Origin of the sequence: Pseudomonas sp. B392_1p (assembly GCF_052245235.1) — a bacterium.
GTDB classification, from domain to species: Bacteria; Pseudomonadota; Gammaproteobacteria; order Pseudomonadales; family Pseudomonadaceae; genus Serpens; species Serpens gallinarum.
Genome location: NZ_JBQPXM010000007.1, coordinates 109266 through 127762, shown reverse-complemented (window position 1 = coordinate 127762; position 18497 = coordinate 109266). Strand labels below are relative to the sequence as shown.

General features: G+C 60.2%; 14 protein-coding genes and 1 pseudogene. 9 read left to right on the top strand and 6 right to left on the bottom strand.

Annotation, left to right across the window (positions count from 1 at the left end):
* The first annotated feature begins 21 nt into the window (after window positions 1-21).
* Window positions 22-1506: a 2-methylcitrate dehydratase gene (gene prpD, locus ACTV8E_RS12025; protein WP_443199652.1), complete on the top strand. Its 1485-nt coding sequence runs from the start codon at window positions 22-24 to the stop codon at window positions 1504-1506.
* 47 nt (window positions 1507-1553) lie between these two features.
* Here prpD and ppsR read toward each other — a convergent pair whose 3' ends face one another.
* Complete coding sequence (ppsR, locus tag ACTV8E_RS12020) at window positions 1554-2372, bottom strand: posphoenolpyruvate synthetase regulatory kinase/phosphorylase PpsR (protein WP_251836231.1); 819 nt, start codon at window positions 2370-2372, stop codon at window positions 1554-1556.
* A gap of 158 nt (window positions 2373-2530) precedes the next feature.
* Between ppsR and ppsA the strand changes: the two genes are divergently transcribed.
* The 8 genes from ppsA (at window position 2531) to ACTV8E_RS11980 (ending at window position 10421) form a co-directional block, all read left to right on the top strand.
* Window positions 2531-4900: a phosphoenolpyruvate synthase gene (ppsA, locus tag ACTV8E_RS12015; protein ID WP_251836230.1), complete on the top strand. Its 2370-nt coding sequence runs from the start codon at window positions 2531-2533 to the stop codon at window positions 4898-4900.
* Window positions 4901-4968: 68 nt separating this feature from the next.
* Complete coding sequence (locus ACTV8E_RS12010; protein WP_443199651.1) at window positions 4969-5964, top strand: alpha/beta fold hydrolase; 996 nt, start codon at window positions 4969-4971, stop codon at window positions 5962-5964.
* A 73-nt stretch (window positions 5965-6037) separates the two neighbouring features.
* Window positions 6038-6526 carry a ribonuclease E activity regulator RraA gene (gene rraA / locus ACTV8E_RS12005; RefSeq protein ID WP_251836228.1) on the top strand — a complete coding sequence of 163 codons (489 nt, stop codon included), beginning with the start codon at window positions 6038-6040 and terminating at the stop codon, window positions 6524-6526.
* Between the two features lie 16 nt (window positions 6527-6542).
* On the top strand, window positions 6543-7538 hold the full coding sequence (locus ACTV8E_RS12000; protein WP_273534998.1) for a CorA family divalent cation transporter: 996 nt from the start codon (window positions 6543-6545) through the stop codon (window positions 7536-7538).
* A gap of 53 nt (window positions 7539-7591) precedes the next feature.
* The gene (locus ACTV8E_RS11995) at window positions 7592-7843 is read left to right on the top strand and encodes a CrfX protein (RefSeq protein WP_443199650.1); all 252 of its coding nucleotides are present in this window, start codon (window positions 7592-7594) and stop codon (window positions 7841-7843) included.
* 3 nt (window positions 7844-7846) lie between these two features.
* Window positions 7847-8671 carry a mechanosensitive ion channel family protein gene (locus ACTV8E_RS11990; RefSeq protein WP_251836225.1) on the top strand — a complete coding sequence of 275 codons (825 nt, stop codon included), beginning with the start codon at window positions 7847-7849 and terminating at the stop codon, window positions 8669-8671.
* A gap of 84 nt (window positions 8672-8755) precedes the next feature.
* On the top strand, window positions 8756-9349 hold the full coding sequence (gene sigX / locus ACTV8E_RS11985; protein ID WP_251836224.1) for an RNA polymerase sigma factor SigX: 594 nt from the start codon (window positions 8756-8758) through the stop codon (window positions 9347-9349).
* 94 nt (window positions 9350-9443) lie between these two features.
* Window positions 9444-10421, top strand: coding sequence for an OmpA family protein (locus ACTV8E_RS11980; protein ID WP_443199649.1), 978 nt, complete (start codon window positions 9444-9446; stop codon window positions 10419-10421).
* Between the two features lie 46 nt (window positions 10422-10467).
* On the opposite strand, the gene cobA is transcribed toward ACTV8E_RS11980, so the two are convergent.
* The 5 genes and pseudogenes from cobA to ACTV8E_RS11955 all read right to left on the bottom strand — a co-directional run bounded on the left by cobA (window position 10468) and on the right by ACTV8E_RS11955 (window position 18485).
* Complete coding sequence (gene cobA / locus ACTV8E_RS11975) at window positions 10468-11205, bottom strand: uroporphyrinogen-III C-methyltransferase (protein WP_251836222.1); 738 nt, start codon at window positions 11203-11205, stop codon at window positions 10468-10470.
* A 26-nt stretch (window positions 11206-11231) separates the two neighbouring features.
* Complete coding sequence (locus ACTV8E_RS11970; protein WP_443199648.1) at window positions 11232-13970, bottom strand: nitrate reductase; 2739 nt, start codon at window positions 13968-13970, stop codon at window positions 11232-11234.
* 35 nt (window positions 13971-14005) lie between these two features.
* A pseudogene (locus tag ACTV8E_RS11965) lies at window positions 14006-15259 on the bottom strand (NAD(P)/FAD-dependent oxidoreductase); the annotation flags it as partial.
* A gap of 339 nt (window positions 15260-15598) precedes the next feature.
* Window positions 15599-17446, bottom strand: coding sequence for a sulfatase-like hydrolase/transferase (locus ACTV8E_RS11960; protein ID WP_443199647.1), 1848 nt, complete (start codon window positions 17444-17446; stop codon window positions 15599-15601).
* Window positions 17447-17696: 250 nt separating this feature from the next.
* Entirely contained in the window at window positions 17697-18485 is a 789-nt protein-coding gene (locus ACTV8E_RS11955) for an ABC transporter ATP-binding protein (protein ID WP_443199646.1), read from the bottom strand.
* Between the last annotated feature and the right edge of the window lie 12 nt (window positions 18486-18497).

Sequence of the window (18497 nt, the reverse complement as noted above, 5' to 3'; positions counted from 1 at the left end):
TCATTACCGAGGGTCAGTGTCATGAGCGCCAACGTTGATCTGAACGATCGCCCCGAGTACGACCAGGTTCTGCAGGATATCGCCGACTATGTCCTGGGCTACCGGGTCAAGTCGCAAGAGGCGCTGAGTACTGCGCGTCATTGTCTGATGGACAGCCTGGGTTGTGCGTTGCTGGCGCTGCGCTTTCCCGAATGCACCAAGCATCTGGGCCCCCTCGTCGAAGGCACGGTAGTGCCGCAGGGCGCGCGCGTACCAGGCACACGTTTCTGCCTGGATCCGGTCAAGGCCGCCTGGGACATTGGCTGCCTGGTCCGCTGGCTGGATTACAACGACACCTGGCTGGCGGCGGAGTGGGGGCATCCCTCGGACAACCTGGGCGCGATTCTCGCCGTAGCCGATCATCTCTCGCAGCTCGCGGTTTCCCGAGGCGATGCACCGTTGCCGCTGCGTGTCGTGCTCGAGTCGATGATCATGGCCCATGAGATCCAGGGCGTGCTGGCCCTGGATAACGCATTCAATCGTGTCGGCCTCGATCACGTGCTGCTGGTCAAGGTGGCCTCCACCGCGGTGTGTGCCAAGCTGATGGGAGCGAGCCGTGAGCAGGTATTGTCTGCACTGTCCCATGCCTTTGTGGACGGACAGGCGTTGCGTACCTATCGCCACGCACCCAACGCCGGTTCGCGAAAATCCTGGGCGGCGGGCGATGCGTCCAGCCGTGGCGTGCGTTTGGCCGATATCGCCCGGCGCGGCGAAATGGGCATACCCGGTGTGCTGAGCACGCGGCAGTGGGGCTTTTATGACGTGTCGTTCAGTCACACAAATGTTGATTTGCAGACCAAAACACAGAACGAGCGCGAGTTCCGTTTTTCACGTGGCTACGGAAGTTACGTCATGGAAAACGTGCTGTTCAAGATCAGCTTTCCCGCCGAGTTCCATGCACAGACCGCATGCGAGGCGGCGGTGATACTGCATCCGCAGGTGCGGGGGCGGCTACATGCGATCGACCGGATCGTTATCACCACCCAGGAATCGGCAATCCGCATCATTTCCAAGGTCGGCCCGCTGGCCAACCCCGCCGACCGTGACCATTGCCTGCAGTACATGACTGCCGTGCCGCTGATCTTCGGCCACCTGACTGCCGAGCATTACGAGGATGGATTCCATGCTGCTCACCCGATCATCGATGAGCTGCGCGAAAAGATGGGCGTGGTCGAGCAGCCGCGTTACAGCCGTGACTATCTGGACCCTGACAAGCGCTCCATTGCCAATGCCGTGCAGGTGTTCTTCCAGGATGGCTCGTGTACCGAGAATGTGGAGGTGGAGTATCCGCTGGGCCACCGGCGGCGCCGTACCGAGGGCATCCCCTTACTGGCGGAGAAGTTCAAGGCGAGCCTGGCTACGCGTTTCGCCCCTCAGCGATGTGCGCAGATCGTCGAGTTGTGCTCGGATCAGGCTCGGCTGGAGGCGATGCCGGTTAACCGCTTCATGGAGTTGTTTGTGATCTGAGCAAGACGGCAGGGCGCGACGTCACGCCCTGTCCAAGAGGCGCGGCTTTACTTGAGTCGCCGCTCCACACCGATCTCGACCAGAATCTTGGCGGAGATCTCTTCCACCGAGAAATGCGTGGAATTGATGTGGGGGATGTTCTCGCGGCGGAACAGATTCTCCACCTCGCGCACCTCGAATTCGCACTGGGCGAAGCTGGCGTACCGGCTGTTGGGCTTGCGCTCGTTGCGGATGGCGGTCAGCCGGTCCGGATCGATGGTCAGGCCGAACAGCTTGCTCTTGTATTGCTTGAGGGCCGCCGGCAATTGCAGGCGCTCCATGTCTTCTTCGGTCAGCGGGTAGTTGGCGGCGCGGATGCCGTATTGCATAGCCATATAAAGGCAGGTCGGCGTCTTGCCGCAACGCGATACGCCAACCAGAATCAGATCGGCCTTGTCGTAGTAATGCGTGCGCGCACCGTCGTCATTGTCGAGGGCAAAGTTCACCGCCTCGATGCGCTCCATATAGTTGGCGCTGTGCGAGATGGAGTGCGACTTGCCCACCGAGTAAGAGGAGCTGGCGTTGAGTTCCTGCTCCAGCGGCGACAGGAAGCAGGAAAAGATGTCGATCATGAAACCGTCTGACTGCGCCAGGATGTCGCGGATGCTCTGGTTCACGATGGTGTCGAAGATGATCGGGCGCATGCCGTCTTTTTCTGCCGCAGTATTGATTTGCTGTACCATGGCCCGCGCTTTTTCGGCACTGTCGATATAAGGCCGGGTCAGCTTCTGAAACGTGATGTTTTCAAATTGTGCAAGCAGGCTTTGCCCAAGCGTTTCGGCGGTGATGCCGGTTCCATCCGAGATGAAGAAAGCAGTTCGTTTCATTTGCGCCGAAGGCCTTAAGGTAGGAACGATTCTTGGCTATCATACCCGGGCTATGTCCACGCCGGGTCGGTGGGCATTGTCACTTATTTCCCCGGGGCAGGCCAATCGAGCGGAGCAGATCCGCATGAGCCTATCCCATACAGCGTGGAGAGAATACCTTGGTTGAGTACGTAGTTTCCCTCGATAAGCTCGGCAATCACGACGTCGAGCGCGTAGGGGGCAAGAACGCCTCCCTGGGCGAGATGATCAGTAACCTCGCAGGTGCCGGCGTTTCCGTACCCGGTGGTTTTGCGACCACCGCCCAGGCGTATCGCGACTTTCTGGAGCAGAGCGGTCTGAACGACCAAATCCACGCGCTGCTCGATTCGCTTGACGTCGATGACGTGAATGCCCTGGCCAAGGCTGGTGCGCAGATTCGCCAGTGGGTGATGGAAGCTGAGTTTCCCGAGCAACTGAATGCCGATATCCGCACCGCCTTCGCCGAAATGTCCCAGGGCAACCCGAACATGGCCGTTGCCGTGCGCTCCTCAGCCACCGCTGAAGACCTGCCGGATGCCTCGTTCGCCGGCCAGCAGGAAACCTTCCTCAACATTCGTGGTGTGGAGAACGTGATTCGCGCCGCCAAGGAAGTCTTCGCATCCTTGTTCAACGACCGTGCCATTGCCTACCGTGTGCATCAGGGCTTCGATCACAAACTGGTCGCCCTGTCTGCTGGCGTACAGCGCATGGTCCGTTCGGAAACCGCTACCGCGGGCGTCATGTTCACCCTGGATACCGAATCCGGTTTCCGCGATGTCGTGTTCATTACCGGTGCCTACGGCCTGGGCGAAACCGTCGTGCAGGGCGCGGTCAACCCCGATGAATTCTATGTTCACAAGCAGACCCTGGAGGCGGGCCGTCCGGCCATCCTGCGTCGCAACCTGGGCAGCAAGGCGATCAAGATGGTCTATGGCGACGAAGCCAAGGCCGGCAAATCGGTGAAAACCGTCGAAGTCGATCGTGCCGACCGTGCCCGTTTCGCCCTGACCGACGAAGAAGTGACCAGCCTCGCCAAACAGGCGCTGATCATCGAGAAACACTATGGCCGTCCGATGGACATCGAGTGGGCCAAGGACGGTGACGACGGCCAGCTGTACATCGTGCAGGCGCGTCCGGAAACCGTGAAGAGTCGCACCAGCGGTAACGTCATGGAACGTTACCTGCTGAAAGAAAAGGGTACCGTACTGGTTGAAGGTCGTGCCATCGGCCAGCGCATCGGCGCCGGTCCGGTCCGGATCATCAACGACGTGTCCGAGATGGACAAGGTTCAGCCTGGCGACGTGCTGGTCTCCGACATGACCGATCCGGACTGGGAGCCGGTCATGAAGCGCGCCAGCGCCATCGTTACCAACCGTGGCGGGCGCACCTGCCACGCGGCAATCATCGCGCGCGAGCTGGGTATTCCGGCTGTGGTCGGTTGCGGCAATGCCACCCAGGTGCTGAAAGATGGCCAGGGTGTGACCGTATCCTGCGCTGAAGGCGATACCGGGTTCATTTTTGAAGGTGAGCTGGGTTTCGATATTCGCAAGAACTCCGTCGACGCCATGCCCGAACTGCCGTTCAAGATCATGATGAACGTTGGCAACCCGGACCGCGCCTTCGACTTCGCCCAATTGCCCAACGCCGGTGTTGGCCTGGCGCGACTGGAGTTCATCATCAACCGCATGATCGGCGTGCACCCCAAGGCGCTGCTGAACTACGCCAGCCTGCCGCCGGAAATCAAGGACAGCGTGCAGAAGCGCATCGCGGGTTATGACGATCCGGTCAATTTCTACGTCGAGAAACTGGTCGAGGGCGTCAGCACTCTGGCTGCTGCGTTCTGGCCCAAGAAAGTCATCGTGCGCCTGTCGGACTTCAAGTCCAACGAGTACGCCAACCTGATCGGCGGCAAGCTCTACGAGCCGGAAGAAGAAAACCCGATGCTCGGATTCCGTGGTGCCTCGCGCTACATCAGCGAGTCCTTCCGCGACTGCTTCGAACTGGAATGCCGCGCCATGAAAAAGGTGCGCGACGTCATGGGCCTGACCAACGTCGAGCTGATGGTGCCATTCGTGCGCACCCTGGGCGAAGCCTCCCAGGTGGTGGATCTGCTTGCCCAGTATGGCCTCAAGCGCGGCGAGAACGGCCTGCGCGTGATCATGATGTGCGAGTTGCCTTCCAACGCCCTGTTGGCTGACGAGTTCCTGGAATTCTTCGACGGCTTCTCCATCGGCTCCAATGACATGACCCAGCTGGCCCTTGGCCTGGACCGTGATTCGGGCATCATTGCCCACCTGTTTGACGAGCGTAATCCGGCGGTCAAGAAGCTGCTGTCCAGCGCCATCCAGGCTTGCAACAAGGCCGGCAAGTACATCGGCATATGCGGCCAGGGCCCCTCGGATCATCCGGATCTGGCCAAATGGCTGATGGAACAAGGCATCGAAAGCGTGTCGCTGAATCCTGACTCGGTTCTCGATACCTGGTTCTTCCTGGCGGAAGGTCAAGTCTGAGTCTATCGACCATACTGGCAAGGCGGGTGTTTCTACCCGCCTTTTTTTATGTTCAAGAAAATCAAAAAATGCAAAGTAGCAGTCGGCTTTTTCCTGTTGTACTGCTCAGCGCCGACCTTTGCGGCGATCTGAGCGAAGATGTTTACCTGCTGAAACCCCGCAACAGCCCCGACGAGACGGTCGAACTGGCCGTCACCCGACTGGGCCGGGCACAAGAGCCGGGCAAGCGGGGCATTCCGGTCGTCCTGTTGCACGGCAGCTTCTCCAATCGACGATTCTGGTTTTCGCCGCGAGGAATCGGTTTTGGCGCCTTTCTGGCGCGTGCCGGGTTCGATGTGTGGATACCTGAAATGCGCGGGCATGGCCTGTCGCCGCGCAATCGTGACTATCGACGTAACCGGGTAGCGGACTATGCCCGTTACGACCTGCCGGCCATCGCGGCCTTCATCCAGGAACAATCTGGCCATGCGCCTCACTGGATGGGGCATTCGCTGGGGGGCGTGGTGCTGGCGGCTGCGTTTGGCGGTCACTACCTGACCGACCGCGAAGCTGCATCGATTGCGCTGTTTGGCAGTCAGGTAAGTCAGATCTATTGGCCGCTGAAATTTCCGCCGCTGGAACTGGCTGCGCATGGGTTGCTCAGTTGCTTCAAGTACCTGTCGGGGCATCGTCTGAAGCGCGGGCCGGAAGATGAGCCCGTTGCTGTAGTCAGGGAAACCCTGCGCTGGCACGGATTGTTCGGGCGTTTTGGGAACGCGCAAAGCAACTGGTGGGCTGGGTTGGCTGACGTGCAGATTCCGGTTCTGGCGGTGGCGGCAGAAGGGGATCGGCAGGATTCACCCAAAGCCTGCCAAAAGCTGCTCAAGCAGTTTGGCTCGTCGCAGCGGGAGCTCCTGTGTCTGGGACCCAAGAGCGGATTCAGTAATCCCTTCGGACATATTGAGATGCTGGTCAGCAAATCGGCGCAGCGTGAAGTCTGGCCCTTGATGCTCGACTGGCTGCAGGAGCAGCGACTGGCGGCGCCGCAGGCGACACCTCCGGTTACGGGCAAAGCCCTGTGCTAAAGGCGTTACTGCAGATAAGATGTCTCGCCTGACGGCTGTTTCGTTCACCGAGAACAATCCAAGGAGCTACCTCATGCAATACGTCACCCCTGATCTGTGCGATGCCTATCCGGACCTGGTGCAGGCCGTCGAACCGATGTTTGCCAACTTCGGCGGGCGTGATTCCTTTGGTGGCCAGATCGTCACCATCAAGTGCCACGAGGACAATTCGCTGGTCAAGGAGCAGGTCGATCAGCCGGGCGAAGGTAAAGTGCTGGTGGTCGATGGCGGTGGTTCGCTGCGCCGTGCGCTGCTCGGCGACATGCTGGCCGAGAAGGCCGCCAAAAACGGCTGGGAAGGCATCGTGGTGTACGGTTGCGTGCGTGATGTGGACATGTTGGCTCAAACGGACTTGGGCGTGCAGGCGCTGGCCAGCCATCCAATGAAAACCGACAAGCGCGGCATCGGTGACCTCAATGTGGTGGTGGCGTTTGCCGGTGTGACTTTCCACCCCGGACATTACGTGTATGCCGACAACAACGGCATCATTGTTTCCCCACAGCCGTTGAGCATGCCGGGTTGATACATCTGTTGCGCTGATGCAGATGACCAACGTGGTTGAGAGTGGCCTGCTGCATGCCTTCGTGATGGATGGCCGAGGCGGTGCGCGAGGACTGGCACCCGAGGACCTTGAAGGGCTTTGCCTGGAAGAGGGGGAGAGCCTCTGGTTGCATTGGGATCGCGGTCATGTCCAGGCGCAACGGTGGTTGCGCACGGCCAGCGGGCTCTCTGTCTTCAGTTGCGATCTGCTGCTCGAAGACGCAACCCGCCCGCGTGTGCTGACGCTGGACGACGAGCAACTGCTGCTGTTTCTGCGCGGCGTCAATTTCAATCCCGGCGCCGAGCCGGAGGACATGGTGTCGGCGCGCTTCTTCGCCGATAGCCGACGGCTTGTTTCACTGCGTCTGCGCCCCCTACATGCAACCGATGAGATGATTGCCGCCTGGGCACGCAGCGAAGGACCGAAAACGCCTTCCGAAGCCTTGTTGTACCTGGCTGAGAGCATGACCGAGAAGCTTGAGGCGCCACTGACTCAGCTGGCTGAGCAGCTCGATGAACTGGAAGAGCGTGCCGAGGCCGATGAGCGTCATTTGCCTGAACATGGTTCACTCCTGCAGATTCGTCGCCGGGCGGCTGCGTTGCGCCGTTTTCTGACCCCGCAGCGTGATCTGTTCGCCACGCTGTCACGCAGTCGCCTGTCCTGGTTCGTGGCGGACGATACCGTTTACTGGAATGAGCTTAACAACCGTTTGATCCGGTATCTGGAAGAGCTTGAATCGATCCGCGAGCGAGTGGCCTTGCTGCTGGAAGCTGAACAGCAACGGCGCAGCGAGCATGTGGGACGAACCCTCTACCGCCTGGCCATCATTACCGGTTTGTTTCTGCCGCTGAGTTTTTTGGCTGGATTGCTGGGCGTCAATGTCGGCGGCATGCCGGGCATCGAAAGCCCTTATGGGTTTCTGCTGGTGTGCCTGTTAATGGCGCTAGTGCTGGCCGTTGAGTGGTGGTGGTTCCGCCGTTTGCGCTGGTTGTGATGTGACTTGCCCATTTCTCGCCACGTCTAGCCGACAGGCAACCCGAGGTTCCCATGCAAGATCCCTTTGAAAAATCCCTGCGCGACATGCTCAAATCGGTGCCGGCCTCCCATGATGACGGGGCTGCGCTGGGACGTGTTCTGAAGACCGCCAATCGCCAGGTTGGAGCCGGTGATCTTTTCTCGCTGGTGGGTAACTGGTTCGAGGCGCTGATGATTGCCCTGAACAACGGTTCGGGGCACCTCAAGCCGACCTCACGAAAACTCTCTGCATCCGCTCGTTTTGCTGAAAAAAAGGCTGACTGAATAATGGAATTCGATCCCTGGACCCAAAGCCTCGTCAACGCCATGAGTACCATGTGGGGCTCGGTAGCGGCGTTCATTCCTCGGATGTTCGGCGCGCTGGTCGTGGTGCTGCTTGGTTTCGTGGTAGCCAAGCTGCTTGATACGCTGTTGTCGAAGCTGCTGGCTAAGATCGGCCTCGACCGGTTGATGGCCGGTACCGGCATGAACAAAATGATGTCTCGCGTGGGCATCCGGGTTCCGGTGTCCACCCTGATTGGCAAGATCGTTTACTGGTTCGTGTTATTGGTGTTCCTGGTCTCGGCGGCCGAGTCGCTGGGGCTGCAGCGGGTATCCGCGACCCTCGACGTGTTCGCTCTGTATTTGCCCAAGGTGTTCGGCGCGGCTCTGGTTTTGCTCGCCGGTGTGCTGCTCGCCCAACTGGCGAGCAGTCTGGTGCGTGGCGCCGCCGAAGGTGTCGGCTTGGAATATGCCAATACCCTTGGCCGTGTGGCCCAGGCCATGGTGATCATCATCAGCATCTCAGTGGCTATTGGCCAACTTGAGGTCAAGACCGATCTGCTCAACAACATCATTGCCATCGTGCTGATCACGGTTGGACTGGCGGTGGCGCTGGCGTTGGGGCTGGGCAGTCGGGACATCGCCGGGCAGATCATTGCCGGGATCTACGTACGGGAACTGTATGAGGTCGGGCAGGATGTCGTGGTCGCGGAAATCAAAGGCCAAATCGAAGAAATTGGTACGGTGAAAACCGTTTTGCTCACCGATGAGGGCGAATTGGTGTCGATTGCCAATCGAATGATGCTAGAACATCGGGTCAGCAGCCGCTAAGGCTGCAATCCTGCTACTGTATGCACCGATTTGCCCGACCCTAAGGGCTGATGCGGATTCGACCCGACCTCCGATAGACTAGTTTTGAATAAAGCCCATCCCCCCAGCCAGCGCTACAATCCCCGCGATCTATCCGATGAGGAGTTGGTCGCGCGCGCCCATTCGGAGTTGTTTCACGTTACTCGGGCCTACGAGGAGTTGATGCGTCGTTATCAGCGCACCCTGTTCAATGTCTGTGCCCGTTATCTGGGTAATGACCGGGATGCCGATGATGTTTGTCAGGAAGTCATGCTCAAGGTTTTGTATGGCTTGAAGAACTTCGAAGGCAAGTCGAAGTTCAAAACTTGGCTATACAGCATCACCTACAACGAATGCATCACCCAGTATCGCAAGGAACGTCGCAAGCGCAGGCTGCTCGATGCCCTGAGTCTGGATCCTCAGGAAGAAGCCGCGGAAGAAAAAACCGCCACGCTTCAAGATACAGGGGGATTGGATCGCTGGCTGGTGCACGTCAATCCGATCGATCGTGAAATACTCGTGTTGCGCTTTGTCGCAGAGCTGGAGTTTCAGGAAATTGCCGACATCATGCACATGGGCTTGAGTGCCACCAAGATGCGCTACAAGCGCGCCTTGGACCGAATGCGGGAAAAATTTTCCGGCGCGCTGGAAACTTTGTAGCGGCAATCCCCCTCTATGGTTCAGGCTCCTCGAACTTTTAAATCACAAGTTCATTATCAGGAGCGCACATACCACATCAGATGGGGATATAAGGATGAAGCTCAAGAACACCTTAGGTGTTGCCATTGGCTCCCTGCTTGCCGCGACTTCTTTGCAGACGCTGGCCCAAGGTCAAGGTGCTGTTGAGGTGGAAGCCTTCGGTAAACAATATTACCCGGATAGCCGACGTGATATTGAAAGCTCAGGTGAGCTCTACGGCGCAGGTATCAGCACCTTTCTCACCGATGATGTTTCTCTGGGCTTGTCCTATGGCGAATATCACGATCTCTCCTCAGACGATCCCGTCGCCGCCGATGGCGGGCACAAAAAAATCAAAGGTAGCTTGGCGGCTCTCGATGCCGTCTATCACTTCGGTGAGCCAGGTGTAGGGCTGCGCCCGTACCTGTCCGCCGGAGTGGCGCACCAGAGCATTGGCCAGGCTGACCGCAGTGGCCGCGACAGCAGCACGTTTGCCAATGTCGGCGCAGGGGTGAAATATTATTTCACTGAGATGTTCTTCGCCCGCGCTGGTGTCGATGGCATGCATAACATCGACCGTGGCGACAGCGAGTGGATGGCCGGTGTCGGCGTGGGTTTGAACTTTGGCGGAACCCAGCGTGAGGTAGCGGCAGCACCGGAGCCGATGCCGGAGCCGATGCCTCAGGAAGAGCCAGTACCTGACGTGGTAAGTGTCGAGCTGGACGTCAAGTTCGACTTCGATAAGGACGTCGTGCGGCCTGACAGTTACGCCGATATTCAGAACCTCGCGGACTTCATGAGCCAGTACCCGGATACCCGGACCACGGTCGAAGGCCATACTGACTCCGTGGGCACCGATGCCTATAACCTCGACCTGTCCGAGCGGCGCGCCAACTCTGTGCGCAAGGTATTGGTTGATGATTACGGTGTTGGCGGCAACCGTGTCGACTCGATCGGCTACGGTGAAACCCGACCGGTCGCGGACAACGCAACCGAGGAAGGACGCGCGATCAACCGTCGTGTGGAAGCGCATGTGGAAGCTGAGGCTCAATAAGCTTCCTCCCCAGTTAGGAAAAACCGGCTTCGGCCGGTTTTTTCGTTTAGGCGGATTGCGACAGTTGCAACGTGGCGGGAAGCGCCGCTACTTCGCCAATTACCAGGATCGCCGGACTTTTCAATTGAAAGTCAGTAGCCGCCTGTTGCATGGCGGCTAATGTGCTGCGGCAATGGCGTTGCTGCGGCAGGGAAGCATTTTCGATCAGGGCCACCGGCATGTTGCTGCGCATACCACCGGCCAGCAGGCTGTCACGCACTTCTGTCAGTTTGGCCACGCCCATGTACACCACCAAGGTAGTGCCGCCCTTGGCCAGCGCGGCCCAGTCCTGCGTACTGTCATCCTGGGTGTGAGCGGTCACCAGGGTTACGCCACGGGCAATGCCGCGCCGGGTCAAGGGTATGCCACAAGCAGTGGGGCCGGACAGCCCGGCGGTAATGCCGTTGACGATTTCGACTGGGATGCCGCGAGCGCTCAACCAGTCGGCTTCTTCACTGCCGCGACCAAAAATGCACGGATCGCCGCCCTTCAGGCGCACCACACACTTGTCCTGCCGGGCGTAGCGCAGCATGAGCCGGTGAATGAACGCCTGGGGTGTAGAGCGACAGCCGCCGCGCTTGCCCACCGGGATCACACGGGCATTGGGGCAGTGCTCCAGTACCGCCGGGTTGACCAGATCATCAATCATCACGATGTCGGCGTGCTGCAACGCCTTCACCGCCTTGAGTGTGAGTAACTCCGGATCACCGGGACCCGCACCGACCAGCCAGACTTTTGCATTCATGGTTTTTCCTTCCATAACGAATATGTTCAAACAGCCATCGGCCGACTTGCCAGCAATCGCCGGATCTCAGGCACGCAAGAGCCACAACTGGTACCGCATTTGAGTTCGTGTTTCAGGCCGCTGAGATCGAGCCCCCTGGCTATGCCGGCGCAGACACTGTTTTCGCTGACGTTCAGGCAATTGCACAGGGTCTTGCTGGGTTTGGTGTCGCCGCCGGGTTGCGCAGAAAGCGGGGCCAGCAGCCAGCGGCGCAGTTCGGTGTCAAACCGGCCTTCTTCCCATAGGCTTTGCAGCCAGTCACGGGCCAGGGTTTCGCCGGCCAGGCGCAGGGCGACGATGCGATCGTCCTCAATGCGCAGGCGCTTGCCCACTGTGCGGTGCGGGTCGTCGTAGGCCAGGACCGCTCCTTCGTGCAGGCCGAGCAACCTATCGATACGTGCCAGCCACTCGGCATCAGGCGCCCGTGAGTGGGCGGCCTTGATCCGCAATGCCGGGCGATCGCGCCCCGCCAGGCTCAGGTTGGCGTAGGCGAAGTTTTCAAATAACGGGCGTAACTCGTTGAAATGGCGCTGCACATCGCCTTCGATCAGGACAAACAACTGCCAAGGCAGCTCCACTTTTTCTACGTCAACGGCACTGATTTTAAGCTCCGGCTGCTTGGACAGCGGGTCGAAAGCGGGCTGGGTCAGCACGTTAATACCCAGGCCTTTGAGAAAGCGGTTGCCCCAATGCATGGGCAGCCAGGCCTGGCCGGGGAGCAGCGCTTCGTCGGCGTGAACCGGCAGGATCAGGCTGCCGCGCCGGCTGCGCAGCCGCACCAGATCGCCGTGCCGCAGCTGGCGTTGGCGCAAATCATCAGGATGCAGGCCGAGCACCGCGTCTGGCGCGTGGCCAAACAGCTGCGCGGCGGTGCCGGTACGGCTCATGCCGTGCCACTGATCCCGCAGGCGACCGGTATTGAGGAGCAGCGGATAACGGGCGTCGCGTAGTTCTTTCGCGGCCCGGTAAGGCTCGGCGATAAAGCGCGCGCGGCCATCTGCGGTAGAAAAGCGCCCGTCGAGGTACAGGCGCGGCGTGCCCTGGCGGGCGCCAGGCGGAAACGGCCATTGCTGCGGGCCCAGTTGTTCCAGCACAGCGTGGCTGAGGCCGGAATAATCCAGGTCGCGGCCAGCAGTGAGGCCCTTGTACTCCTCGAACAGCGCTTCGGGGCTAGTAAAGTCGAACAGGCTCGGCCGGCCAGGCCGTAGGCGCTGCTCCAGACGGCGGGCGAAATCGCAGATGATGGACCAGTCCGCGCGCGCCTCGCCGGGTGGCGTGACGGCGCGGCGTACCCGGCTAATGCGCCGTTCCGAGTTGGTCACGGTGCCGTCTTTTTCACCCCAACTGGCGGCGGGGAGTAACAAATCGGCGAAGCTGCAGGTTTCTGTCGTGGCGAAGGCGTCCTGCACCACCACGCAGGGACAACGACTCAGCGCCTCATGAATTTTTTGTTGGTCCGGCAGCGACTGCGCCGGGTTGGTGCAGGCGATCCACAGCGCCTTGATGCGTCCGTCATGTACCGCGTCGAACAGCTCCACGGCGGAAAGACCGCTGGTTACCGGCAATTGCTCCACGCCCCAATAGGCCGCGACTTCGGCACGGTGTTCAGGGTTGCCTGCTTCGCGATGGCCGGGCAGCAGGTTGCTCAGGCTGCCGGTTTCACGGCCGCCCATGGCGTTCGGCTGGCCGGTCAGGGAAAAGGGGCCGGCGCCAGGTTTGCCAATTTGCCCGGTGGCCAGGTGCAGGTTGATCAGCGCGCTGTTTTTGGCGCTGCCGGCGGTGGATTGGTTCAGGCCCATGCACCACAGGCTCAAGAAGGTGGGTGCACTGCTAATCAGGCGGGCGCAGTGTTGCAGTTCCTCGAGGCTGATGCCGCATAGCCCGGCGACGCTGGCTGGCGAATAGTCACGCACCAGTTGCTTGAGCTCATCGAAGCCCTGGGTGTGCGCATCGATATAGGCTCGGTCGATCCAGCCTTCCCACAGCAACAGGTGCAGCAGGCCGTGGAACAATGCGACATCGGTACCGGGCAGGATGGCCAGGTGCAGGTCGGCCAGTTCGCAGGTGTCGGTGCGCCGCGGGTCGACCACGATGATGCGCATCTGTGGGCGTGCCGCTTTGGCGGCTTCCAGACGGCGGAACAACACCGGGTGGGCGTAGGCCATGTTGCTGCCGACAATCAGCAGGCAGTCGCTTTGTTCGATGTCCTCGTAGGAGCAGGGCGGGGCATCGGCGCCCAGACTGCGCTTGTAGCCCACCACTGCGCTGGACATGCACAGCCGCGAATTGCTGTCGATGTTGTTGGTGTGCACCAGGGCGCGGGCCAGTTTGTTGAAGGCGTAGTAGTCCTCGGTCAGCAACTGGCCGGAAATGTAGAAGGCCACGCTGTCCGGGCCGTGCGCGGTGATAGTGTCCGCGAACACCGTGGCTGCGTGGTCCAGTGCGGTGTCCCAGTTGGTGCGGCTGCGGGCCAGGGTTTTACCCAGGCGCAGCTCAGGGTACAGGGCGCGGGCGTCGACATCGCCGGTCAGGTGCAGGGACGCGCCCTTGCTGCAAAGCCGGCCGAAATTGGCCGGATGGTCGGGGTCGCCTTGTACGCCGAGGATACGCTCGCCGTCGTGTTCGATAAGCACGCCGCAGCCGACACCACAGTAGCAACAGGTCGAAGCGGTGATAGTGGGCTGGGTAGGCACGACACTCGATTCCAGGATTGGCGGCGGGTTCATGCGCAGTCGGCCGCGGTGTTTGGGTGCATGACCTGAGGCGAGCTAGCGGGACTGTGCGGGTCCCGATAGGCCCCGTCGCCGAAGCAGCTTTGGCCGAACATCAAGTAATCGCGTATCTGGCTGATATCGCTCCGTTCGCGCACCTGGCGGAAATACCAGCCGCCGTCAGCGGTGTCGCCATACAGGCAGGCGCCAACCAGTATGTTGTCCTTGATCACCAGTTTTTTGTATACGCCGCCGAGAGGGTCGGAAAGGATGATGGTTTCGGTGCCTTCAGCACCCATGAAGTCTCCAGCCGAGAACAGGTCGATGCCGGTGACCTTGAGCTTGGTGGAGGTGACCGAGCCCTTGTATAGGCCAATGCCGAACTGAGCCAGATGGTTGGCGCAGACCTTGGCCTGCTCGAATAGCGGCGCCACCAGGCCATAGGTGGTGCCGCGATGGTTGGCACACTCGCCGACTGCGTAGATGCGCGGGTCGTAAGTCTGCATCGTGTCGTTGACCAGGATGCCGCGGTTGCAGGGCAGGCCAGCGCTTTCTGCCAGAGCGGCATTCGGGCGAATGCCGGCGGCCATGACCACCAGGTCGGCAGGAACCACCTCGCCGCCCTTGAAGCGGACAGCGCAGACGCGGCCGTCACCGTTGTCGAGCAACTCGTCGGTGACGGCGCTTAGACGAAAGCGGATGCCGCGTGATTCCATTGCGCTCTGCAGCAACTTGCCGGCAGTACGGTCGAGCTGACGCTCCAGCAGCCAGTCGCCCAGGTGCACCACGGTGACGTCCATGCCCCGTTGCTTGAGACCGTTGGCGGCTTCCAGGCCGAGCAGGCCGCCGCCGATGATCACGGCGTGACGGTAGCTCTTGGCGGTGTCCAGCATTGTGCGGGTGTCGGCAATGTCGCGGTAGCCGATCACGCCGTTCAGTCGGTGTCCCGGCACCGGCAGGATAAACGGGGTGGAGCCGGTGGCGAGCAGCAGGCGATCGTATTCAACCTCGCTGCCGTCGTCGGCAATCACTGTGCGCCGGTGACGGTCGATCTTCACCGCCGTGCGGCCAAGCAGCAGGCGGATGTTGTGCTGTGCATACCAGTCGAGGTCGTTGAGGACAATTTCCTCGAAGGTCTGTTCGCCTGCCAAGACCGGCGACAGGAGGATGCGGTTGTAATTGGGGTGCGGCTCGGCGCCGAACACGGTGATGTCATAAAGATCTTTAGTGAGCTTGAGCAACTCCTCCAGTGTGCGCACTCCGGCCATGCCGTTGCCCACCAACACCAGCTTGAGTTTTTTCATCCTGCTTCTCCGTCACGGAGGCCGAAGCCGAAAAACAAAAAAGGCGTCCCGCCGGTTATCCGGCAAGGACGCCTTTGTCCTGTTCCCCAATTCATTCGGGAAGCGCTGGCTGTCGTCGTTGAGGGCCGAGCGCGATGTCTGTCAGTGGGGATAAAGCAGGGGTTGTGCCAACTGGTCAAACGGCCGATGCAGGAGCTTTTCAGGAGCGCTGGGTCCGCTGGAGCTGCACCGCAATAGTGCGGGTTGCCCGCATGGGTGCGCGTTCGCTGGGCGGTGTACGCGAGGCGGTGTTCGGGTCAGGAAAGCAGGCCGGTGCACGAAGGTGTACCGGCCTCAGGCTTAGTGCGCCATGAAACGGCGGAAGCCTTGCAGCTCCGTGCGAATCACGGGCAAGAGCTGTTGCACGACCTGCATCGGATTAGGCAGAGCATTGTCATTGGCTTGGCTGGCCTGCATGGCGGTGAAGTTGCCATTGGCGAAGGGCACTACGACCTTGTGGTGTTCATCAATAAAGGCCAAACGATCCCAGTCGCCGGCGATCAGCGTACGGTTGGCCTTGGGTTCGAACAGGCTGTGGCCGATGCTGTAATCGCGTCCCGGATTCTGCACGCCGAGCAACGGCAACAGAGTTGGCAACAGGTCGACATGGCTGGTGCGCAGGCTTTCTTGCTGGGCTTCCCGACCGGGCACCCAGAGCACCATCGGTACGCGGATCTGCTCATCGGAGAAGGTGGAATTGTGGCCCCAGCGGCCGTGCTCCATAAACTCCTCGCCATGATCGCCGGTGATCACGATCAGCGTGTCGTTCATCAGGTCCTTGGCCTTCAGGTGGTCGAGTACCCGGGCGATCTGGCCGTCCAAGTGATGCACGGCGTTCAGGTAGCGCTTGCGAATGCCTTCGATATCACGCTCAAGATCCATACTGGCGTAGCTGAAATCTGGCAGGTAATCCGGTTCGATCACCGACTCGGGCGGGAAATTGTAATTGGCGTGGGGCGACTCGAAGAACATGAACGTCATGAACGGTTTGTTCGGGTCGCGCTGGTCGATGAAGTCCAGCAGGTCGCCAACGTTCTTGCGATCGCGCTGCCAGGTGGGGGCGCTGTCGAACGCTTGCATCTGCTCCGGTGGGACGCGGACGAACAGGGTCTTGTCGAATTCCGGATAGGTGAACTTGGCGCTGGTGAACAGACGGATCTGATAGTCCTGCTGCTGCAGCACGTCGATCACTGGGCTACCGATTCGCGCGTTGAGCACCGGGAACCAGAGGTTGGCCGGTAGACCGTAGAACTGACTGAACAGCCCCATGCGTGTGCCGTTGCCGCCGGAAAAGTGGTTCTGATAGCGCAGCGCGTGTTCGGAGAAGGCCGTCGTTTGGGGCATGACATGGGCATTGAGGGTGTCGGCACGCCAGGACTCGGACACCAGCCAGACCAGGTTCAGCGGTTTTTCCGGCGGCTGGATGTATAGAGGTGCCTGCGGGTAGGCCAGTTGGCCCTTGAGGGTGGCGTTTTCGATTTTCAGGCTTTGCGGACGGTCCAGCCCCAGCGTTTCATCCAGGAATCGGCTCATGGTCAGCGGCTGATAGAAAGGTACGCGTTGCGCCGTTTCTAGCAACGGGGTGTAGCCATAGAACTGGCTCACGGCATAACTGAATCGATCACCCAAGGTCATGATGAAGAACAGCGACAACACCCAGGCCATGCGCGGCAGGCGCAGGCGGGGAGCGAAACGGAGCACGGCGCTGGCCAGCAGGCGCAATACTGTCTGGCTGAGGAGAAAGCCGAAGCCAATCATGGCGAAGCCGAAATAGCTGGACTCCGAAGAGCCCAGCGCGGCAATACCGCCTGGCGTGGTAATGATGTTCCAGACGAAGCCATTTAAATGGAAGCCGTACAGGGTCCATAGCAGGCCATCGGTATAAACCAACAGCTGCACCAACGTCGTCATCACGATCTGCACTGTGAATTGCCCACCGCGGGGCAACCAGCGGCTCAGGCGACTCAGCAACCACGAGGGGAAGAGGAACATCAATGCGTAGGTGCCAATCAGCACGAACTGATAAAACATCAAGCCAGGCGTGGTCGAAGCTTCAAAAAAAGTAGTCAGGTGCACTGCCAGCGCTAACCAGCTCAGCATCCAGAACAGGGTATCGGCACGCAGGCGATAGGGAATTGGGCGATGCATGGAAATTCCTGTGTCTCGGGAGCCATGCTCCCCGCAAGTTGGCAAGAGCGCTTTCGGGCATTCAATGGCGGTCAAAAGCGACGCTCTGTGACCGAATGCTGATTGCGCTGAGGTGGCAGGGCAGAAACTCGCACGGATTGCTTGACACAGGTGCATCGTTTCTTGTCTGCGTGGAGGGATAATCGGCGGGAGAGAACGTTTCTTTAATAAGAAACAGGCCTGTATTGCACAGGCCCTGAACACATGGAGATCACGCTGCCGGTCGCTGCTGGCGCTGATAGAGGAATTCCAGCACCGCGCTGCGGTAGCGGTGGTACTGGGTATCGTTGGCCAGTGCCAGACGGTTTCGCGGTCGCGCCAGTTCGACCCTGACGATGTCACCGATTGTGGCGGCCGGGCCGTTGCTCATCATCACGATACGGTCGGAGAGCAGCACTGCCTCGTCAACGTCATGGGTCACCATCACCACCGTGCTGCGGGTGGCGGTAACGATGCGCAGCAGCTCATCCTGCAGGTGGGCGCGGGTCAGGGCGTCCAGGGCGCCGAACGGCTCGTCCATGAGCAGCACCTTGGGCTCCATGGCCAGTGCGCGGGCGATGCCGACGCGCTGTTTCATGCCGCCGGAGATCTCGCTGGGGTATTTGTGCTTAGCGTGATCCAGGCCGACCATATGCAGCGCCGCCTCGGTGCGCGCGGTGCGCTGAGCTTTGCTTTCCTGAGCGAACACCTTCTCCACCGCCAGGTAGACATTGGCGAAGCAGGTCATCCAGGGCAGCAGGCTGTGGTTCTGGAATACCACGCCACGCTCCGGTCCTGGACCGTCGATTTCCCGGCCATTGCAAATCAGTCCGCCCTCGCTGGCATCCAGCAGGCCGGCGATGAGGTTGAGGACGGTGGACTTGCCGCAGCCGGAGTGGCCAATCAGCGAAACGAATTCGCCCTGGGCGATGCTCAGGTTGACGTCGCTGAGGGCCTGAAAGCGGCCTTTGCGGGTATCGAAGTGCTTGCTGACTCGGGTCAGCTCAACGAATTTTTCCATCACAAAGCTCCT